General features: G+C 72.5%; 14 protein-coding genes, 1 tRNA gene and 1 pseudogene. 2 read left to right on the top strand and 14 right to left on the bottom strand.

Annotation, left to right across the window (positions count from 1 at the left end):
* The first annotated feature begins 8 nt into the window (after positions 1–8).
* Positions 9–962 carry a CPBP family intramembrane glutamic endopeptidase gene (locus tag FH715_RS19205; RefSeq protein WP_246108845.1) on the top strand — a complete coding sequence of 318 codons (954 nt, stop codon included), beginning with the start codon at positions 9–11 and terminating at the stop codon, positions 960–962.
* Between the two features lie 107 nt (positions 963–1069).
* Here the strand turns inward: FH715_RS19205 and FH715_RS19200 are convergent, their stop codons facing one another.
* From FH715_RS19200 to FH715_RS19145, 13 genes and pseudogenes are all read right to left on the bottom strand, one after another.
* A complete protein-coding gene (locus FH715_RS19200) occupies positions 1070–1525 on the bottom strand; it encodes a hypothetical protein (RefSeq protein WP_139646987.1) in 456 nt (151 codons plus the stop codon).
* A 12-nt stretch (positions 1526–1537) separates the two neighbouring features.
* On the bottom strand, positions 1538–1900 hold the full coding sequence (locus tag FH715_RS29575) for a DUF4279 domain-containing protein (RefSeq protein ID WP_425472754.1): 363 nt from the start codon (positions 1898–1900) through the stop codon (positions 1538–1540).
* A gap of 169 nt (positions 1901–2069) precedes the next feature.
* A pseudogene (locus FH715_RS29570) lies at positions 2070–2348 on the bottom strand (IS982 family transposase); the annotation flags it as partial.
* A gap of 124 nt (positions 2349–2472) precedes the next feature.
* Complete coding sequence (locus FH715_RS29565; protein WP_139646983.1) at positions 2473–2892, bottom strand: DUF4279 domain-containing protein; 420 nt, start codon at positions 2890–2892, stop codon at positions 2473–2475.
* Between the two features lie 207 nt (positions 2893–3099).
* Positions 3100–3173, bottom strand: a tRNA-Thr gene (locus tag FH715_RS19185).
* 35 nt (positions 3174–3208) lie between these two features.
* Positions 3209–3439 (bottom strand): hypothetical protein, encoded by a 231-nt coding sequence (locus tag FH715_RS19180; protein WP_139646981.1) that lies wholly within the window; start codon positions 3437–3439, stop codon positions 3209–3211.
* Positions 3439–5031: an alpha/beta hydrolase gene (locus tag FH715_RS19175; protein ID WP_139646979.1), complete on the bottom strand. Its 1593-nt coding sequence runs from the start codon at positions 5029–5031 to the stop codon at positions 3439–3441. The genes FH715_RS19180 and FH715_RS19175 overlap by 1 nt, the downstream gene beginning before the upstream one ends.
* A 44-nt stretch (positions 5032–5075) precedes the next feature.
* The gene (locus FH715_RS19170; protein WP_139646977.1) at positions 5076–6278 is read right to left on the bottom strand and encodes a DNA polymerase III subunit delta'; all 1203 of its coding nucleotides are present in this window, start codon (positions 6276–6278) and stop codon (positions 5076–5078) included.
* A gap of 260 nt (positions 6279–6538) precedes the next feature.
* A complete protein-coding gene (gene tmk / locus FH715_RS19165; RefSeq protein WP_139646975.1) occupies positions 6539–9565 on the bottom strand; it encodes a dTMP kinase in 3027 nt (1008 codons plus the stop codon).
* A gap of 325 nt (positions 9566–9890) precedes the next feature.
* On the bottom strand, positions 9891–12764 hold the full coding sequence (topA, locus tag FH715_RS19160) for a type I DNA topoisomerase (RefSeq protein ID WP_139646972.1): 2874 nt from the start codon (positions 12762–12764) through the stop codon (positions 9891–9893).
* Between the two features lie 195 nt (positions 12765–12959).
* Positions 12960–14525 carry a DUF7059 domain-containing protein gene (locus FH715_RS19155; protein WP_139646971.1) on the bottom strand — a complete coding sequence of 522 codons (1566 nt, stop codon included), beginning with the start codon at positions 14523–14525 and terminating at the stop codon, positions 12960–12962.
* 25 nt (positions 14526–14550) lie between these two features.
* Complete coding sequence (locus FH715_RS19150) at positions 14551–15228, bottom strand: small secreted protein (protein ID WP_211367713.1); 678 nt, start codon at positions 15226–15228, stop codon at positions 14551–14553.
* A gap of 126 nt (positions 15229–15354) precedes the next feature.
* On the bottom strand, positions 15355–15987 hold the full coding sequence (locus tag FH715_RS19145; protein WP_139646969.1) for an HAD-IA family hydrolase: 633 nt from the start codon (positions 15985–15987) through the stop codon (positions 15355–15357).
* A 173-nt stretch (positions 15988–16160) separates the two neighbouring features.
* Between FH715_RS19145 and FH715_RS19140 the strand changes: the two genes are divergently transcribed.
* Positions 16161–16715, top strand: a complete 555-nt coding sequence (locus tag FH715_RS19140; RefSeq protein ID WP_139646967.1) for an NUDIX hydrolase — start codon at positions 16161–16163, stop codon at positions 16713–16715.
* On the opposite strand, the gene FH715_RS19135 is transcribed toward FH715_RS19140, so the two are convergent.
* On the bottom strand, positions 16700–19075 hold the full coding sequence (locus FH715_RS19135; RefSeq protein ID WP_139646965.1) for an ATP-binding cassette domain-containing protein: 2376 nt from the start codon (positions 19073–19075) through the stop codon (positions 16700–16702). The genes FH715_RS19140 and FH715_RS19135 overlap by 16 nt on opposite strands.
* Between the last annotated feature and the right edge of the window lie 203 nt (positions 19076–19278).

Here is a 19278-nt window from a genome sequence, read left to right as displayed (position 1 = left end):
GTTCCCGCATGTCCACTTCCCCCACCTCCCCCACCTCCCCCGCTTCCCCCACGCCTCCCACTCCTCCCGGGTCGCCCGCCTCCGCGCCGACGAACCCCGCCCCCCGCGGCTACCGCGCCGACCTGATCCTCTTCATGGCCCTCTCCTTCGGCGTGAGCTGGGCCTGCTGGGGCACGGCCATCGGCTTCGGCGGAGAGGCGGAGGCCGGAACGCCCACCTATCTCCCGTTCCTCCTCGGCGCGTTCGGCCCGCTGATAGGCGCCCTGGTGCTCCGCGTCCGCCGCCGGCGGCGGGGCGAACCGGTGCCGGAGCACGCGGTCAGGTTCCGACGGTCGGCGCTGCTCTGGGCTCCGGCGCTGATGCTGGCGGCCTCGGGCGCCGTCATGGTCGCCGCGCTGTTCGGGCACGCGGCCGGCGACATCGCGCTGAGCTGGTCGAACGCGCAGGACGTGATGGAGGACATGGGCGGGCCCGCCGCGTTCCTGGTCAGCATGATCGTCTCCGGCCCCCTCTCCGAGGAACCGGGCTGGCGCGGCACGGCCTACCCGCGGATGCGCGCCACGATGGGCCGCTTCCAGATCGCCTTCGTGCTCGGCGTGATCTGGGCCGTGTGGCACATGCCGCTGTTCTTCATCGACGGCACCGTCCAGAACGACCTCGGCCTCGCCAGCCCGAGCGGTGTGCTCTTCGCCGTCGGCAACATCCCCATGGCCATGCTGGTCACCTGCGCCTACGACCGCGCCGGCGTCCTGGCCTCGATCGCCGTACACTTCTCGGTCAACACGACGATGGTGCTGCTCAGCGTGGAGACGCCGGCGACCCTGGCCCTGATCATGGGCTGCCAGATGCTTCTCATCACCCTGCTCCTCCTCACCGGCCGCCGCACGCCCGCGCCCACCACCACCCCGAGCCCGACCACCGAGGCGACACCGCTCCGCACCGAGGAACCCACGAAGGCCTGAAACCTCCCCGCCCGCTCCCCGCCACCACCGGGGAGCGGGCGGCGCGTTCACGGGCGGGACCCGACCTCGTGGGCAACGGAACGCCGAGCCCGCCGAAGGACCCCGACTCAGGCGCGATGCGAACCATCCGCCGGAGGAAGCCAGTCCCAGAACCCCTCCTCGTCGCCGACACGCGTGACCTCGGCACTGAACGAGATCGGCACCCCCAGCTCGCCCGCGCTGGCGAGCAGCGCGGCGTCGAGGATGAGCAGCTCACGGTGATACACCTGACCGGAGATGTCCAAAGCCACCCGATACCCCTCCTCCCGCAGGACCCCAAGCTCGCCGCGCAGCGGACGCGCCCGCTCCACCACCGCGCGCACGAGCGGAGCCAGCTCCGACCCACCGACAGCACGCAAAGCCCAACAACCAGCGCCGTCACGGAAAGCCGGGACCTGGCCGGGCATCCGCGCGAGATCGGGAACGACACCCAGCCGCCGGGTCAACACACCCGGATCGAGATCGGGACCGGTCACCAGCAACGCGACGCCGAGCGAATCCCAGGTGGCGGTGTGAGAGGACATCTCTGACTCTTTCTAACGGGAGTTACTGCTGGGGGCCAGATGCAGGGAAACCCCCTGCGCACCAAGACGACGAACACATTCGGTACTGACCTCCAGATGAGCGACACTTCCGACGAACCCGAAAGCCACGACCCTCACCTCACACCCCGACTCCCGAAGCTCCCGAAGCCCGTCAGCATGAGCCTCGACAACCTCGGAGAGTGCCTCAAGCTGCTCCGCGAGACTCTTCCCAGGCCAGGGACTGGCGTCCAGCAGCCACAAGCCGGCGGAGTCACCGCCGTGGTCGCGAGGGTCCGGTCCGGGTGCTTCCTTCCCGTCCGGAGTCAGCCCGAGACGGGTGGTCACCACGTCAGGATCGAGGCTCTCACCACGCACTTCAAGGGTGGCGGTCGCCGCCGTCCACGGGTACTCACTCTGCGCGTATTCCACTTCGCACCCCTACGCCTTCTTCTCTTCCCACCTGCTTCGCAATAGACCGACCAGCGGCTATCCAAGTTCACGGCAGGCGGCCCAGTGCACGTCACCCATTCCCTCCGAGAGCAACTCACTCAGACGCGATCAGTGAGCGTTTGACCGGGGCATCGGTGGTCCAGTGGTGCCAGGTCGCGGCGGCCAGGGCGAGCAAGCACTGGCCGGTGCGGGCGAAGACTCCGGCCGTCCGGGTTCTCCCGGCGTGTGTCCCCAGGCCGAGTTGGCCTTTGAGGGTTGCGAGCACGGCCTCGACCCACTGCCACATCCGGGCCAGTCGTCCGCGACGGCCCTATTCGTCTTCGCGGCCGGGTCCCATCAGGCGGGCACCGATACCTTCGGTGACGAACGCCTCGCGCTAGACCGCCGAGGAGCGTGCGACGCGTTCATTGGAAGGGTCGGGAACCCCACCTCGTGGGCAACGGAACGCAGGGCTCGGCACCTGCGGCGCCGAAGTAAATGGACTTCTCTGACTCTTTCTAACGAGAGTTACTGCTGGGATCCAGATGCAGGGAAACCCCCTGCGCACCAAGACGACGAACACATTCGGTACTGACCTCCAGATGAGCGACACTTCCGACGAACCCGAAAGCCACAACCCTCACCTCACACCCCGACTCCCGAAGCTCCCGAAGCCCGTCAGCATGAGCCTCGACAACCTCGGAGAGTTCCTCAAGCTGCTCCGCGAGACTCTGCTTCCTCCACGGGCCGGCAGCCAGGGCCCACAGCCCCGCGGCGTCACCCTCCGGAGCCCGTTGATCGGGACCGGGTGCTTTGACGCTGGAGGGAGTGAGGCCCAGAAGGGCACTCACCGCGTCAGGCTCAAGGTCATCTCCACGCACGACGAGCTTGGCCGTCGCCGCCGTCCACGAGGACTCGGTCCGCGTGTAGTCCACCATTCGCTCCTTGGCCGTTCGGAGTGAGGACGACGCTCACAGAGAGCCGGGCGCATCGCTCAATGCGCAACGCCGCCCAGTGGACTCACCCATATCAACGGAGAGCAGCTCGGCGAGCCTGGTGAGACCAGGCGCGGTCAGAGCGAGCGAGGCTCATGGACGGAAAGCGAAAAGGCCGGGTCACGCACCGCGTGACCCGGCCTTTGCCGGAGCCGCCTAAGGGAATCGAACCCTTGACCTACGCATTACGAGTGCGTCGCTCTGGCCGACTGAGCTAAGGCGGCGGGTGCGCCCGGTTGGGGCGCTTGGCGGGGCCAGTCTACACAGGTTCGGGAGGTGCTTCGGTGGGCCGCCTCCGGCGGAGGAGGTCGTCGGTGGCCGCGCGGAGGGTGGTGAGGTGCCTGGCCCAACGGCCGCAGCTCAGGCAGCTGGTCATGTGGTGGTCGAGCGCCGACTCGGTGACGGTGGCCGGGAGAGGGGTCCCCGTGGCACGGGCCGATATCGCGGCGCGGTAGTGGTTGCAGGGCATGGCGTGATCATCCCAGGTCATCAGCACGTGGTGCCGTCGTCGGGCACGGTATTCGCCAACAGGTAGTCGTTGACGGTGGAGTCGACGCACTCGCTCAGGCCGCCGTAGGCGGTGTGGCCGTCGCCCTCGTAGGTGAGCAGCACGCCGGAGGAGAGCTGGTCGGCCAGGCCCTCGGACCAGGCGTAGGGGGTGGCCGGGTCACGCGTGGTGCCGACGACCAGGATGGGGTCGGCGCCCTCGGCCGCGATGCTCACCGGCCCGCCGGACGGCTCGACCGGCCAGGCCGCGCAGGCCAGCGTCGCCCAGGCGAAGTCCGCGCCGAAGGTCGGCGACGCCTCCTCGTACGAGGGCAGCTGCTCGCGCACGGCGTCGGCGTCCGCGTTCCCCGCCGGGCTGTCCAGGCAGCTGATCGCCGGGAACGCGAACATGTCGGTGTCGTAACCGCCGCCCGGCGTCCGCCCGTTGTAGTTGTCGGCGAGGGTCAGCAGCTCGCCGCCCTGGCCGTCCTCGATGGCCGCGGCGAGGGCGCGGCGCAGGGTGGGCCACAGGTCCTCGGAGTAGAGCGCGTACGCGACGCCCGTGGTGGCGAGCGACTCGGTCAGCTCGCGCTCGTCGCCGGTGGGCAGCGGCTCGGCGTCCACCGCGGCGAAGAAGTCGAGGAGCCGCTGGGAGGCGTCGTCGGCGTTCTCCTGGCCCAACGGGCAGTCGGCGCCGGAGACGCAGTCCTCGGCGAAGGCCCGAAAGGCCGTCTCAAAACCGCCCGCCTGTTCGCGGTCGGTGCTCAGCGTGTCCAGCCTCGGGTCCATCGCGGCGTCCAGCACCAGGTGGCCGACGCGCTGCGGGAAGAGCCCCGCGTAGACGGCGCCCAGCTTGGTGCCGTAGGAGAATCCGACGTAGTGCAGCCGCTCGTCGCCGAGCGCCTGGCGCAGCACGTCCATGTCGCGGGCCGACTCGATGGTGGAGATGTGTTCCAGCAGCGCGCCGGAACCCTCCTGGCAGCCCTGGGCGAACTCCTCCTGCGCGGCGACCAGCGCGTCGACCTCGGCGTCGTCGTCCGGCGTCCGGTCGACCAGCGTGTACGCGTCCATCTCCGGCCCCTCCAGGCAGGAGACGGGCTCGCTCTGGCCGGTGCCGCGGGCGTCGACGCCGACCATGTCGTAGCGGGCGCGCACCTCGTCCGGGTAGATGTACTCGGCCGAGCCCTGCGCGAAGTCGACGGCGGAGGCGCCGGGCCCGCCGGGGTTCATCAGGAGGGCGCCGATGCGGTCGTCCTGGTCGGTGGCGCGGGAACGGGTGACGGTGAGCTGGATGTCGTCCGCCGGGTTCGGGTTCTCGTAGTCGAGGGGAACGGTGAGCGAGGCGCACTGGAACTCGGCCGCTCCGCAGCCGCGCCAGTTCAACTGCTGCTCGTAGTAGGGGAGCAGCTCCTCGGGCGTCTCCTCCGACAGTGGTTCGAGGGGTGGCGCGTCCGGCGGCTCCGTCGTCGACGAGCCGTCGGAGGCGTCCGCGTCGGGCGCCCGCTCCTCCGGGCGGTCGTCGTCGGAGGAGCAGCCCGCGGTGAGCAGGGCGGTGGCGGTGAGAAGGGAAACGGCGAGGCGGCCGGTGGTGCGCATGGGTCCCCCGTGGTCGCTGGCACGGACTTCGGTGAGGGTACCTGTCAGCGCAGCGCCATCGTCATCGCCTCCACGGCGAGCAGCGGCGCGACGTTCCGATCGAGGGCGCGGCGGCACTCCAGTACCGCCTCCATCCGCAGCAGCGTCCGCTCGGGGCGCGTCGCGGCGGCGACGCGGCGGGTCGACTCCTCGCTCTCCCCGCCGGAGAGCCCGCCGGCGTGCCCCAGCTGGTGCGCGAGCACGTCCCGGTAGAACGCGGTGAGGTCCGTCAACGCGAGGTCCAGCGCGTCGCGTTGGGTCCGGGTGGCGCGGCGCTTCTGGCGGTCCTCCAGGTCCTTCATCACGCCGGCGGTACCGCGCGGCAGCCGCTTGCCCTCGGTCGCGCCGAGGGCGGCGCGCAGCTCGTCGGACTCCTTGGCGTCCAGCTCCTCGGCGAGCTGCTTGGCGTCCTCCGCCGCCGCGTCCACCAGCTCCTGCGCGGCGCGCAGGGCGCCGCCCACGTCCGCCACCCGCTCGGGCAGGCGCAGCACCGACAGCCGTCTGGCCCTGGCGCGTTCGTCGGTGGCGAGCCTGCGGGCGCGGTCGATGTGCCCCTGGGTGGCGCGGGCCGCCGCGTGGGCGACGTCCGGCTCGATGCCGTCGCGCCGCATCAGCAGGTCGGCGACGGCGGCGACGGGCGGGGTGCGCAGCGGCGTCTGGCGGCAGCGGGAACGGATCGTGGGCAGCACGTCCTCCGTGGAGGGGGCGCACAGCAGCCACACGGTGCGCGGGGCCGGCTCCTCGACGGCCTTGAGCAGGACGTTCCCCGCGCCCTCGGTGAGGCGGTCGGCGTCCTCCAGGACGATCACCTGCCACCGGCCGCCTGCCGGGGAGAGCTGGGCCCGGCGGACCAGCTCCCTGGTCTCCTTGACGCCGATGGTGAGCAGGTCGGTGCGGACGACCTCGACGTCGGCGTGGGTGCCGACGAGCGAGGTGTGGCAGCCGTCGCAGAAGCCGCAGCCCGGCTGTCCGCCGAGGGCGCGGTCCGGGCTGACGCACTGGAGAGCCGCGGCGAAGGCGCGGGCGGCCGTGGCGCGCCCGGAGCCGGGAGGGCCGGTGAAGAGCCAGGCGTGCGTCATCGACGAGCCGGACAGCTCGGGCTCCTCGCCGCGGGCGACCGCCGTGACATAGGTGTCGGCGTCCCGGGCGGCGACCGCCAACTGGCCGGACACCCGCTCCTGGCCGACCAGATCGTCCCAGACCGGCATCGCACCCACCTCGTCTCGCCACCCGGCACTTCACCGCTCGGCACTTCGCCACCCGGTACACGGCCCGGTACTCCGCCGCGCGGCGCTTCGCCGCTCGGCCCACGTCGCGACCATTCTGCGGCACCGCACTGACAACGGCGGAACGCCCCGGGAAACGGGAACGGGTACGGAGACGGATACGGATACGGATACGGATACGGATACGGCCGGCGCCCCCGAGGGGACGCCGGCCGTTTCCACGAAGATCCGAACGACAGGCCCTAGCGGCGGCGCTTGCCGTCGTCCTCGCCGTCCTCGTCGCCCGGCCTGGGGCCGAGCAACTCGTCGGCCAGCGTGGGCACGTCGTCCAGCGGCGTCTCCTCGGCCCACGAGGGGCGCCCGCGCCGGGCGGCCGGCTCCTCGTCGCCGATCACCGGGAGCTGGCGCGTGTCGTCGGCGGCCCCCGGGTCGTCGGGGCGGGGCAGCACGGCCGTCTCGTCGTCGATCCGGGGAAGGACGCTGGTCTCCTCCTCGACGCGGGGCAGCGAGGTGGTCTCCTCGTTGTCCGAGCGGGAGGAGGCGGACGGGTCCTCGGCACCCGGCCCGCCCGGGTAGGCGTGCGGGATCTGGGCCGTGGTCTCGTTGTCCGCGGCGGCGGCCCTGGCCTCCTCGGCGCGGAGCAGCGCCTCCTCGGCCTTGCGCTGCCTCTCCCGACGGCGCTCCTCGGCCTCGGCGCGGAGCCTCGTCTCCTCCTCGGCCTCGCGGCGGCGCCGTTCCTCCTCCTCGCGCCGCAGCCGCTCCTCGGCCTCCCGGCGCTGGCGCTGCTCCTCGGCGACCCTGGCGGCCTCCTCCTCGCGGAGCCTGGCCTCCTCGGCGAGGCGCGCCTCCTCCATGCGGGCGCGCTCCTCCTCCTCGCGGCGCCGACGCTCGGCCTCCTCGGCCTGCTGCCTGGCCAGCTCCTCCTGACGCTCGCGCTCCAGGCGGGCCTCCTCCTCCTGGCGTTCGCGCTCCAGGCGGGCCTCCTCCTCCTGGCGTTCGCGCTCCAGGCGGGCTTCCTCCTCCTTGCGCTTGCGCTCCTCCTCGGCGAGGCGGCGGGCCTCCTCCTCGGCCTTGCGCCTGGCCTCTTCCCGGGCCTGGATCTCGGCCTCGGAGAGCGGCAGCATCTGGTCGAGGCGATGCCTGGCGGCCATGGTCACCGACTCGGCGTCCTGGCCGGCGTCGATCACCAGGTAGCGCGCCGGGTCGGCGGCGGCCAGCGCCAGGAAGCCGCCGCGCACCCGCAGATGGAACTCGCTGGGCTCCGACTCCAGCCGGTCGGGCGCCTCGGTGAACCGCTCCCTGGCGGTCTCGGGTGAGACGTCGAGCAGCACGGTGAGATGCGGGACGAGCCCGCCGGTGGCCCAGCGGGAGATCCGGGAGACCTCGACGGACGAGAGGTCGCGCCCCGCGCCCTGGTAGGCGACGGACGAGTCGACGTAGCGGTCGGTGATGACCACGGCGCCGCGCTCCAGCGCCGGGGTGATGACGGACTGGACGTGCTCGGCGCGGTCGGCCGCGTAGAGCAGCGCCTCCGCCTGGTGCGAGAGGCTGTCGGAGGCGACGTCGAGCAGGATGCCGCGCAGCCGCTGCCCGATGGGGGTGGCTCCGGGTTCCCGGGTGACGACCACCTCGTGGCCCTTGCTCCTGATCCACTCGGCCAACGCCTCGACCTGGGTGGACTTGCCCGCGCCGTCGCCGCCCTCGACGGCGATGAAGAAGCCCTGCTCGGCCTGGGCGCCGACGGGCTCGCTCCCGCCGCCCACGGCGGTGACGAGGTCCTTGCGGAGCGGAACGCCCCTGCGGTCGTCGGTGCGGCCGAGCACGATCGCGGCGACGGGCAGCAGCAGCACGCCGACGACGGTCAGCGTGTAGGCGGCGCCGCCGTGGTCCAGCACGAAGTCGCCGCGCGCCACCCGGTGCGGCCCGATCAGGGCGGCGGCCAGCGGCGTCACCAGCAGGGCCAGCGCCACGGACAGCCGCACCACGGCGTGCAGGTGCTGGGTGAGCTGCGGTCGGCGGAACTCCTCGGTCTCCTGGTCGAGCAGGGTGTGCCCGGTCCGCGCCGCGATGCCGGCGAGAACGCCGGTGGCGGCGGCCGTGAAGAGCACCGTCGCGGCGTCGGAGATCAGGCCGACGCCGAAGAGGCCGAGACCGGTCAGCGCGATCGCCAGGGCGAACAGCCGCCGCCTGGAGAGCGCCGGCAGCGTGCTCGGGGCCAGCCGGACGCCGGCGACCACGCCGCCGGTGAGGCCCAGCGTCAGCAGCCCGAACGAGACGGGCCCGCCGCCCAGTTCGGCGACGCGCAGCACGCCGAGCGCCGCGGCGGCGGCGATGCCGGCGGCGACCGTGGCGGAGCCGAGGACCAGCACCGGGATCGCGCCCGTGCGGCCCTTGTCCGGCTTGGTGCCGGCGGCCGGGCGGCGCAGCCCCTCCAGCGGGGAGAGCGGCCTGCGGCCCTCGGTGGCCGGGAGGCGCAGGAAGTACAGCACGGAGATGGCGGCGGCGAAGTAGCCGGCGGCCACGTAGGAGGCGAGCGCGGCCTGGTGGGTGTCGAACCAGTCGATCCCGGTGGCCAGCAGGTTACTCACCAGGCCGGCGGCGACCAGGGTGACGGCCGCGACGGGAAGCGCCAGGTAACCGCCGCGCAGCCACAGTCGGCGCAGGGCGTCGTGGTGGTCGGGCAGTGGCCTGATCGCCGCGCCCTCCGGCGGCGGCGGGGGCAGCAGCGCCGGGGCGACGCTGTCCCGGCAGGCGACCCAGACGCGCTCGGCGACGCTGGTCACGAAGATCGTGGCCAGCACGTAGACATACGCGCTGTCCGGCACCCAGTCGATCCACAGGGGCGCCACGATCAGCAGCGCGGCGCGCAGCCCGTCGGCGCCGATCATGGTCCAGCGGCGGTCCAACGGCCCGCTGGGCGCGAGCAGTCCGGCGAGCGGGCCGAGCAGCAGCACCCCGGCGAGGCCGGTGCCGAGCAGCCGCACGGCGAACGCCGCGGTGACGGCCAGCGCCAACCCCCGGTACTCGCCGCCGAAGAGCGGCTCACCGGAGGACGGCACGTGAAGGGCGGTCTGAACGGTGAGCAGCACGAGGACCAGCAGGGCGAGGGCATCGCCTATGCCGCTGGTGAAGTGTGCCTCCCACAGCCGACGCAGGGCTGGGACCTGCAACAACGCGCCTCGCGCGCGGTCACGGGAGTCCGCGGCGAGCGCCTCGTCGGTGGCGCCCGTGGGGGGGTCAACAACCCGGGGTTGCTCTGCTCGCGTCATGTCGGCCAGCGTAACCTTACGAAATCTGAGGAGGACCGCCCGCCCGAACACCTGCCCGGCCAACGGTCGTGGGAAGAACAGAGGTTACTCCGCCCCTCTGACAAAAGCCCGAGCGGTGGGCCGCGTCCCGGTCTCCCGGCCCGCCTCCCCGACGCCGCGCCGCCCCGCGGGCGAGGCGCCCGGAACGGCCGCTGACCAGCGGCGGCCCTCCCCCGACTTCCCCGCGCCCCGCCCGGAACGGCGGAACGGCGGAACGGCCCCCCGTTTCCACGGGCGACCGTTCCGGAACTCCGACCGCACCGCGGCCGTGGGACCGTGGAACGGGTCACTCCCCGGCCGGGTCCCCCGCCGTCTTCTTCGCCGCGGTCTTCTTGGCGGCGGTCTTCGTCGCCGTCTTCTTCGCGGCCGACTTGGTGGCGGTCTTCTTCGCCACCGACTTCTTCGCGGCCGTCTTCTTCGTCGCGGTCTTGGTGGCGGTCTTGGTCGCGGTCTTCTTCGCCGCCGTCTTCTTGGTGGCCGTCTTCTTGGCGGTCTTCTTCGCCGGCCCCTTCGCCCGCCGCTCCGCGAGCAGTTCGAAGCCACGCTCCGCGGTGATGGTCTCCGGGTCGTCGTCCCTGCGCAGCGTCGCGTTGGTCTCGCCGTCGGTCACATAGGGACCGAAACGGCCGTCCTTGACCACCACCGGGCGGCCGTTGGTCGGGTCCTCGCCCAGCTCCTTCAGCGGCGGCTTGGCGGCGGCCCGGCCACGCTGCTTGGGCTGGGCGTAGAGCGCGAGGGCCTGTTCGAGGGTGACCGTGAAGATCTGGTCCTCGGTCCCCAGCGAACGCGAGTCCGTGCCCTTCTTCAGATAGGGACCGTAACGCCCGTTCTGCGCCGTGATCTCCTGCTTCGACTCGGGGTCGACGCCCACCACGCGCGGCAGCGCGAGCAGCCGCAGCGCCTCTTCGAGGGTGACCGTGTCCAGCGTCATCGAGGACAGCAGCGAGGCGGTGCGCGGCTTGACCGCGTTCTTCCCCGACTTGGGGGCGTCCTCGGGCAACACCTCGGTCACGTAGGGCCCGTAGCGCCCGTCCCGCGCGACGATGCGGCGCCCGGTCTCCGGGTCGTCGCCCAGCTCGAAGTCGCCGCTCGGTTTGGCCAGCAGCTCCTTGGCCAGGTCGACGGAGAGCTCGTCCGGCGGCAGGTCGTCCGGAACGTCGGCGCGCTTGCCCGGCTGGTCCTCCTGCCCCTGCTCGGGCGGGGCCTCCACATAGGGGCCGTAGCGTCCGACGCGCAGCACGATGCCGTCGCCCACGGGGAAGGAGGAGATCTCCCTGGCGTCGATCGCGCCGAGGTCGGTGACCAGCTCCTTCAGCCCGCCCAGGTGGTCGCCGTCCCCGTTGCCCGCCTCGGCGGCGGTGCCCTGGCCCTCGCCCTCGCCGAAGTAGAAGCGGCGCAGCCACGGCACGGCCTCGGCGTCGCCGGTGGCGATGCGGTCGAGGTCGTCCTCCATCTTGGCGGTGAAGTCGTAGTCGACGAGCCGCCCGAAGTGCTGCTCCAGCAGGTTGACCACGGCGAAGGAGAGGAACGACGGCACCAGCGCCGTTCCCTTCTTGAAGACGTAGCGACGGTCCAGGATGGTGCCGATGATGCTGGCGTAGGTGGAGGGGCGGCCGATCTCCCGCTCCTCCAGCTCCTTGACCAGCGTCGCCTCGGTGTAGCGGGCCGGCGGCTTGGTGGAGTGACCGTCCGGGGTGATGGCGCGCGCCGCGAGCGGGTCGCCCTCGGCGACGGCCGGCAGCCGGCGCTCCCTGTCGTCCAGCTCGGCGTTGGGGTCGTCGGCGCCCTCGACATAGGCCTTGAGGAAGCCGTGGAACGTGATGACCTTGCCGGTCGCGCTGAACTCGCAGTCCTGCCCGTCCGCGCTGGTCCCGCCGACGCGGACGGCGACGGACTGGCCGACGGCGTCCTTCATCTGGGAGGCGACCGTGCGCTTCCAGATCAGCTCGTAGAGCCGGTACTGATCGCCCGTCAGCCCCGTCTCGGCGGGGGTGCGGAAGCGGTCGCCGGAGGGGCGGATCGCCTCGTGCGCCTCCTGCGCGTTCTTCACCTTGCTGGCGTAGACGCGGGGGCGGTCGGGCAGGTAGTCGGCGCCGTAGAGCTGTGTGACCTGGGCTCTCGCGGCACTGACCGCGGTGTCGGAGAGGGTGGTCGAGTCGGTCCTCATGTAGGTGATGAAGCCGTTCTCGTAGAGCCGCTGCGCCACCTGCATCGCGGCCTTGGCACCCATGCCCAGCTTGCGCGACGCCTCCTGCTGGAGGGTGGTCGTGCGGAACGGCGCGTACGGCGAACGGCGGTACGGCTTGGACTCGACGGAGCGGACCGCGAACGCCGTGTCGGCCAGCGCGGCGGCGAGCGCGCGGGCGCTCTCCTCGCTGAGCTGGCGCACCTGGTCCGGTCTGCGCAGCTCGCCGTCCGCGCCGAAGTCCCGGCCCTGGGCGATGCGCCGGCCGTCGACCGAGGTCAGCCGCGCGTCGAACGTGCCGGCCTCGCCGCCGGCGGCGAAGGTGCCGGTGAGGTCCCAGTACTCGGCGGAACGGAACGCGATGCGCTCCCGCTCCCGCTCGACCACCAGCCGTGTCGCCACGGACTGCACCCGGCCGGCGGAGAGCCGGGGCATGACCTTCTTCCACAGAACGGGTGAGACCTCGTAGCCGTAGAGGCGGTCGAGGATGCGGCGGGTCTCCTGCGCGTCGACGAGCAGCTGGTTCAGCTCGCGCGGGTTGTCGACCGCCGCCCTGATGGCGTCCCTGGTGATCTCGTGGAAGACCATCCTGCGGACCGGGACCTTGGGCTTGAGGACCTCCCGCAGGTGCCAGGCGATCGCCTCGCCCTCGCGGTCCTCGTCCGTCGCGAGGTAGAGCTCGTCGGACTCGGCGAGCAGCTGCTTGAGCTTGCGCACCTGGTCGCGCTTGTCGCTGTTGACGACGTAGAGCGGTTGGAAGTTCTCCTCGACGTTGACCCCGAGCCGGGCCCAGGGCTCGCCCTTGTACTCGGCCGGCACCTCCTTGGCGCCGTTGGGGAGGTCACGGATGTGCCCCACGCTGGCCTCGACCACATATCCGGGGCCGAGGTAGCCCTTGATCGTCTTGGCCTTGGCGGGCGACTCGACAATGACGAGTCGGCGTCCGCCATCGGCGGTGTCGCTGGTGGGGGACAACTTCTCGCTCTTCTCTCCAGCCCGGGAAACGTGTCGACGGTGCGGAGTGTGACGGTACATCCCTGCTGCGTGTCAAATGGGAAAACCCCGCAACGCATCTCGAACGGTAACCCGAGAGCTGCCCGTCCCGCCGCCCGGTGACACCGGCAGCCGGGGTCGCCGGGGGCGCGAAAGGGCGCGGACGGTGGCCGCCGCTCAGTCGACGGGCACCAGAAAGCCCTGTTCAACGAGGGGGCGCAGCCATCCGGGCGCGGCGGCGCGCAGCGTGTCCCGCTCCTCGTCAACGAGCTGGGCGATCGCGTCCAGCAGCGTGCCCGCGGCGAGGCTTCCGTCACAGCTGCCGGCGAACCCGGCGCCGACGGTGTCCATCGCGGTGGCGCGCATCATGCCGTGGCGCTGACGCAGCACCACGTGCTCGGGGTCCTCGGCGCCCGGCCGGCCGAGCTGTTCCTGCGTCACGCCCTCGGCCAGCGCGTAACGGGCGGTCAGCAGCGCGCGGTCGTCGTGGGCGCGCAGGAAGTCCCGGCGGGCGAAGTGCGCGGGGACGGCGGCGCCGAGCGGCTGCTCGACGGAGTGCGGCCACTCCTCGACCAGCACGGAGGGGTCGGCGGCGTCGGAGCGGCGCAGCGTGATCCAGCCGAATCCGACGGAGCGCACCGAGCGGGAAGCGAACTCGTCGAGCCACGCGTCGTAGGCCGCCAGGTAGTCGGCCCGGTCGCCGCGGTGGGCGCCGGCGTCGCGGAGCCACAGCTCGGCGTACTCGTTGACGTCCTGCTCCTGGCGCCGCACGATCCAGGCGTCGCAGCCGGGCGGCACCCAGGAGGCGAGCCGTTCGCGCCAGTCCTGGTCGGCGGTCTGCTCCCAGTTGGCGAGGAGCTGGCAGTAGCCGCCGGGGGCGAGCCGCTCGGCGGCGGAGGACACCAGCGTGCGGCAGAGGGCGTCGCCGGGCAGCCCGCCGTCGCGGTAGGTGAGCCCGGATCCTGGCGCGGCGGGGGAGATGACGAACGGCGGGTTGGAGACGATCAGGTCGAACGGCGGGGCGTCGGCGACCGGTTCGAAGAGCGAGCCTTGGCGCAGGTCGACCCCGCCGGGGGCGCCGGGGTCACCTTCGGCGCCGAGGGAGAGGGCGAGGGTGAGGGCGGCGACGCGCAGCGCGCGGGGGTTGAGGTCGGTGGCGGTGACCCGTTCGGCGTGGCGGGTCAGGTGGAGCGCCTGCACGCCGGAGCCGGTGCCGAGGTCGAGGGCGCGGCCGACGGGCGTGCGGACGGTGAGTTGCGCCAGCGTGGTGGAGGCCCCGCCGGCGCCCAGCACCACGTCACGCCCCTGCCCGTGCGCCCCGGCGCCCCCGGCGGTCGCGCGCCCCTGGTCCGAGACGATCCACCAGTTCTCGCCTCCGTCCCCGGCGTAGGGCCGGAGATCGACGGTGGCCCGCCGGCGTGCGGTGCCTTCCGCGTCGACGGCGGTCAACCAGCCGTCGGCCAGGGCCTGTTCGGCGGTGAACGCGGGCAGCGCGGCGGCGACCAGGGCGGTGGGCGGCGCCTGACCGAGGAGAAAGAGCCGCGTCAACGTGGCCAGCGGCCCGTCGTCCCCCCGGGTGGCGCGCTCGGCGGGCACGGTCTCGCCCCGCGCGAGCGCGGCGTACGCCGGGGCGCCCAGCAGGTCGAGCACGCCGTCGGGGGTGAAGGACGCGGCCAGCAGGTCCTCGCGCAGCCGCGCGACGCCGGGACCGGGAACGGGAAGGGGAAGACCGGAATTGCTCACCTGACCATTGTGGGCGCGCGTCCCGTCAGGAGTCGCCCTCGCCCTCCTCCGGCTGCTCCTCCCCGCCCTCGTCCTCGTTCCCGCCCTCGTCGCCGCCCTCGTTGCCGCCGGATTCCTCCGGCTCCTCGGCGCTCTCGCCGCCCCCGCCCGTCTCTCCGGAGGCCGGCGGGCTCTGGCAGCCGTCCTGACGGGCCATCGCCTCGCCGACGTCGCTGGACTGGAGCTCGTTGAGCGCCTCGTCGCCGCTCTCGCCCAGCTCCTGGAGCTGGCCGGCGATGTTCTGGAGCCCCTCGGCGAACGCCCCCTGGTCGGAGGTGTCCAGGCCGTCGATGGTCTCCCTGAGCTGCCCGTAGGAGTCGGAGATGCCGCGCAGTTCGGTGACCGCGTCCTCGCGCAGCCGTTCGCCGTCGTCCACCGGCGGGTCGCCGGCCGAGTCGACGGCGTCGGCGAGGGCGCCGTAGGCGTCGGAGATGTGTTGGAACGCCTCGGAGTCGGCCTCCTGGACCTCCTCGGGGGAACGGCTGCCGTCGCTGGCCTCCGCGATGGCCGTGTTGGCCTGCTGAATCCTCTCCACCTGGGGCTGGACCTGGTCGCAGACGCTCTGCGCCCACTCGTCGGCCTTCTTGCCGTCGTCGCCGCCGCACGCCGTCAGCGTGAGGACCACCGCCGCGCAACCCGACAGTGCCACCGGGAGCTTCTTCATCACGTTCCTCGTCCCTTCGTGCCGCTCGGGCGGGAACTTACACGTCGCGCATCCCTCTTCCGAGTGACGGCCGGGGGCGATGTCCGGATGTGCAGCCATTTGCATCAGTCGGACGGCGACGGCGCGTCAGGCCGCCAGCAGCGGCGCCAACACCCGGCGCAGCGACGTGTTGTCGCGGTGGTGGTGGGCCGTCATGCCCAGCGCACGGGCGGCCGTCACATGGCCGGGCGTGTCGTCGACGAACAGGCAGCGACCAGCGGGAACACCGGCCCGCCCGGCCGCCACCCGAAAGATGCCGGCGTCCGGCTTGGCCACCCCCTCGCGGGAGGAGTTGACCACGGCGTGCGCCAGCCCGGTCAGGCCGAGCGAGGCGAGGTCGGCGTCCAGCCGGCTGGTGGCGTTTGTCACAAGAACGACGGGGACCCGCCGCCCGACCGTCGTCAGCAGCTCCCGCACCTCCGGGTCGACCGTCGCCGGCGTGTCGGTCCACTCGGCCACCAGGGCGCGCGCCCGCGCCAACGACCCGCACGCCGGCGCGAAATCCTCGGCGACCGCCTCCCGCCACGCCTCGTCCGTCACCGCGCCGGTCACGGCGGGCAGCAGCCGCTCGGGACGGAACGCCGTCCCGTGGAACGCGCCGGGCGCGAGCCCGTACTCCTCCTCCAACCGGGGCGCCAGGCCCGCGTCCCAGTGCCGCAGCACCCCGTCCAGGTCGCAGAGCAGGGCGTCGAAGGTGCCGTCGGCTGCGGGTGCGGTCACGGTGCTCGTCCTCCACGGGGCGTCGGATCACGGCGGCCGAACCACCGATGGGCGTTCACCCTACGAACCGCGGCCGTCCGTGAGAACAGGCGGACCGCCCGACGCCCCGGCCGCGCGCGCCCCCTGAGATGCTGTCCCCGCCGACACGACGGTGAGGGAACGGGGGCCCACGGATGCGGTGGCGGGTGCACGGCGAGCGGCGGATCTACGCCAACCCCTGGCTGAACCTGTGGCTCTACGACGTCGAACAGCCCGACGGCCACCGCTACGAGCACCACGTCGTCCGGCTGCGGCATCTCGCGGTCATAGCCATGCTCGACGAGGAGCGCCGGGTGCTGATGCTGTGGCGGCACCGCTTCGTCACCGACGCCTGGGCGTGGGAGCTGCCGATGGGCCTGGTGGAGGACGGGGAGAGCCCGGCGGACGCCGCCGTCCGGGAGGCGGAGGAGGAGACCGGCTGGCGCCCGGAGCGGGTGCGCCCGCTGGTCTACAGCGAACCCGCCGCCGGGATCACCGACACCGAGCACCATGTCTTCCTCGGCGAGGGGCCGGCGCGGATCGGCGAGCCGACCGAGGCGAACGAGGCCGAACGGATCGAGTGGATTCCGTTGACGGAGGTCAGGGGGATGATCCGGCGGCGGGAGATCGTCTCGGGGGCCACCCTCGTCGGCCTGTTGACGCTGCTGCTCGACGAGGGCGGCCCGGACGGGGATCAGGCCCGCACGTAGTCGGCCAGATGCTCGCCGGTGAGGGTGGAACGGGCGGCGACCAGGTCGGCCGGGGTGCCCTCGAAGACGACGCGACCGCCGTCGTGGCCGGCGCCCGGGCCCAGGTCGATGATCCAGTCGGCGTGCGCCATGACGGCCTGGTGGTGCTCGATGACGATCACCGACTTGCCGGAGTCGACCAACCGGTCGAGCAGCCCGAGGAGTTGCTCGACGTCGGCCAGGTGGAGGCCGGTGGTCGGCTCGTCCAGCACGTAGACGCCACCCTTCTCCCCCATGTGCGTCGCCAGCTTCAGCCGCTGCCGCTCGCCGCCGGAGAGGGTGGTCAGCGGCTGGCCGAGGCTCAGATAGCCGAGGCCGACGTCCACCAGCCGGCGCAGAACGGTGTGCGCGGCGGGGGTGCGGGCGTCGCCGGCGCCGAAGAACTCCTCCGCCTCGGTCACGGACATCGCCAGCACCTCACTGATGTTCCGGCCGCCGAGGTGGTAGTCGAGCACCGCGGCCTGGAACCGCCTCCCCTCGCACTCCTCGCAGGGGGTGGCGACGCCGGCCATCATGCCGAGGTCGGTGTAGATGACGCCGGCGCCCTTGCACTCGGGGCAGGCGCCCTCCGAGTTGGCGCTGAAGAGCGCCGGCTTGACGCCGTTGGCCTTCGCGAACGCCTTGCGGATCGGGTCGAGCAGCCCGGTGTAGGTGGCGGGGTTGCTGCGGCGCGAGCCTCGGATCGCGCCCTGGTCGACGGAGACGACCCCCTCGCCGGCCGGGATCGAACCGTGGATCAGCGAGCTCTTGCCCGAGCCGGCGACGCCGGTGACCACCACCAGCGCGCCCAGCGGGACGTCCACGTCGACGTTCCGCAGGTTGTGCGTGTCGGCGCCGCGGATCGGCAGCGTGCCGGTGGGGACGCGGACCTTCTCCTTCAGCGCGGCGCGGTCGTCGAGGTGGCGGCCGGTCAGCGTGCCGCTGGCGCGCAGCCCCTCGACGGTGCCCTCGTAGCAGAGCGTCCCGCCGCCGGTCCCGGCGCCGGGACCGAGGTCGACGACGTGGTCGGCGATGGCGATCGACTCCGGCTTGTGCTCGACGACCAGCACCGTGTTGCCCTTGTCGCGCAGCCGCAGCAGCAGGTCGTTCATCCGCTGGATGTCGTGCGGGTGGAGGCCGACGGTGGGCTCGTCGAAGACATAGGTCACGTCGGTGAGCGAGGAACCGAGGTTGCGGATCATCTTCACGCGCTGCGCCTCGCCGCCCGAGAGCGTGCCGGAGGGCCGGTCGAGCGAGAGATAGCCGAGGCCGATCTCCACGAACGAGTCCAGCGTCCCACCCAGCCCGGCGAGCAGCGGCCCGACCGAGGACTCGTCGATCCCGCGCACCCAGGCGGCGAGGTCGCTGATCTGCGTCGCGCACGCCTCGGCGATGTTCATCCCGTTGATCCGGGACGAACGGGCAGCCTCGTTGAGCCGGGTGCCGCCGCAGTCGGGGCAGGCGGTGTAGGTGACGGCCCGGTCGACGAACGCCCTGATGTGCGGCTGCATCGCCTCCCGGTCCTTGGCGAGGAACGACTTCCTGACGCGGGGCAGCAGACCCTCGTAGGTCATGTTGGTGCCCGCGATCTTTCGTTTGATCGGCTCGCGGTGCAGGAAGTCGTGCCGTTCCTGATCGGTGTAGTCGCGAATTGGCTTGTCCGGGTCGAGAAAGCCGGACGCGGCGATCAGCCGGACGTTCCAGCCGTCCGCGGTGTAGCCGGGGATGGTGAACGGGTCCTCGTTGAGCGACTTGCTGTCGTCGAAGAGCTGGCTCAGATCGATGTCGGTCGCCGAGCCGATGCCCTCGCAGCGCGGGCACATACCGCCGTTGACCTGGAAGTCGACCCGTTCCTTCTTCGTGCCCTCGCCACGCTCGACGGTGACCGCGCCGGCGCCCCTGACGGAGGGGACGTTGAACGAGAACGCGTTGGGCGAGCCGACGTGCGGCTCGCCCAGCCGGCTGAAGAGGATCCGCAGCATCGCGTTGGCGTCGGTCGCGGTGCCGACCGTGGAGCGCGGGTTGGCGCCCATCCGCTCCTGGTCGACGATGATCGCCGTGGTCAACCCCTCCAGCAGGTCCGCCTCCGGTCGCGCCAGCGACGGCATGAAGCCCTGGAGGAAGGCGCTGTAGGTCTCGTTGATCATCCGCTGGGACTCGGCCGCGATCGTGCCGAAGACCAGCGAGCTCTTGCCGGAGCCCGAGACCCCGGTGAAGACGGTCAGCCGACGCTTGGGAATCTCGACGTCGACGTCCCTCAGGTTGTTCTCCCGCGCGCCGCGCACGCGGATCCAGTCGTGGCTGTCGGCTGCGGGCCGCGACGCCTCGGTGCCGTTGCTCATGGCGGTGTCTCCCTCGGTACGGCCGCCGGCGGTCGTCGCCGCGCGGCGGTCGCGTTCGCGAACATGGTCGGGCCGACCGCGCGTTCCGACGCCCCGCGGGACGGGTCGGTCCCGGCGGGGCGCGCGTGACGGCGGCCCGTGGTCGTGACGGGCAGGTGGTGTCGGCCGGTCGGGCGCGGGTCGGCCCGGGGCGGCGAAGGGAT

It is taken from the genome of Streptomyces sedi (assembly GCF_006335015.1).
GTDB lineage: Bacteria > Actinomycetota > Actinomycetes > Streptomycetales > Streptomycetaceae > Streptomyces > Streptomyces sedi.
This window is presented reverse-complemented; position numbering and strand designations above follow the sequence as displayed.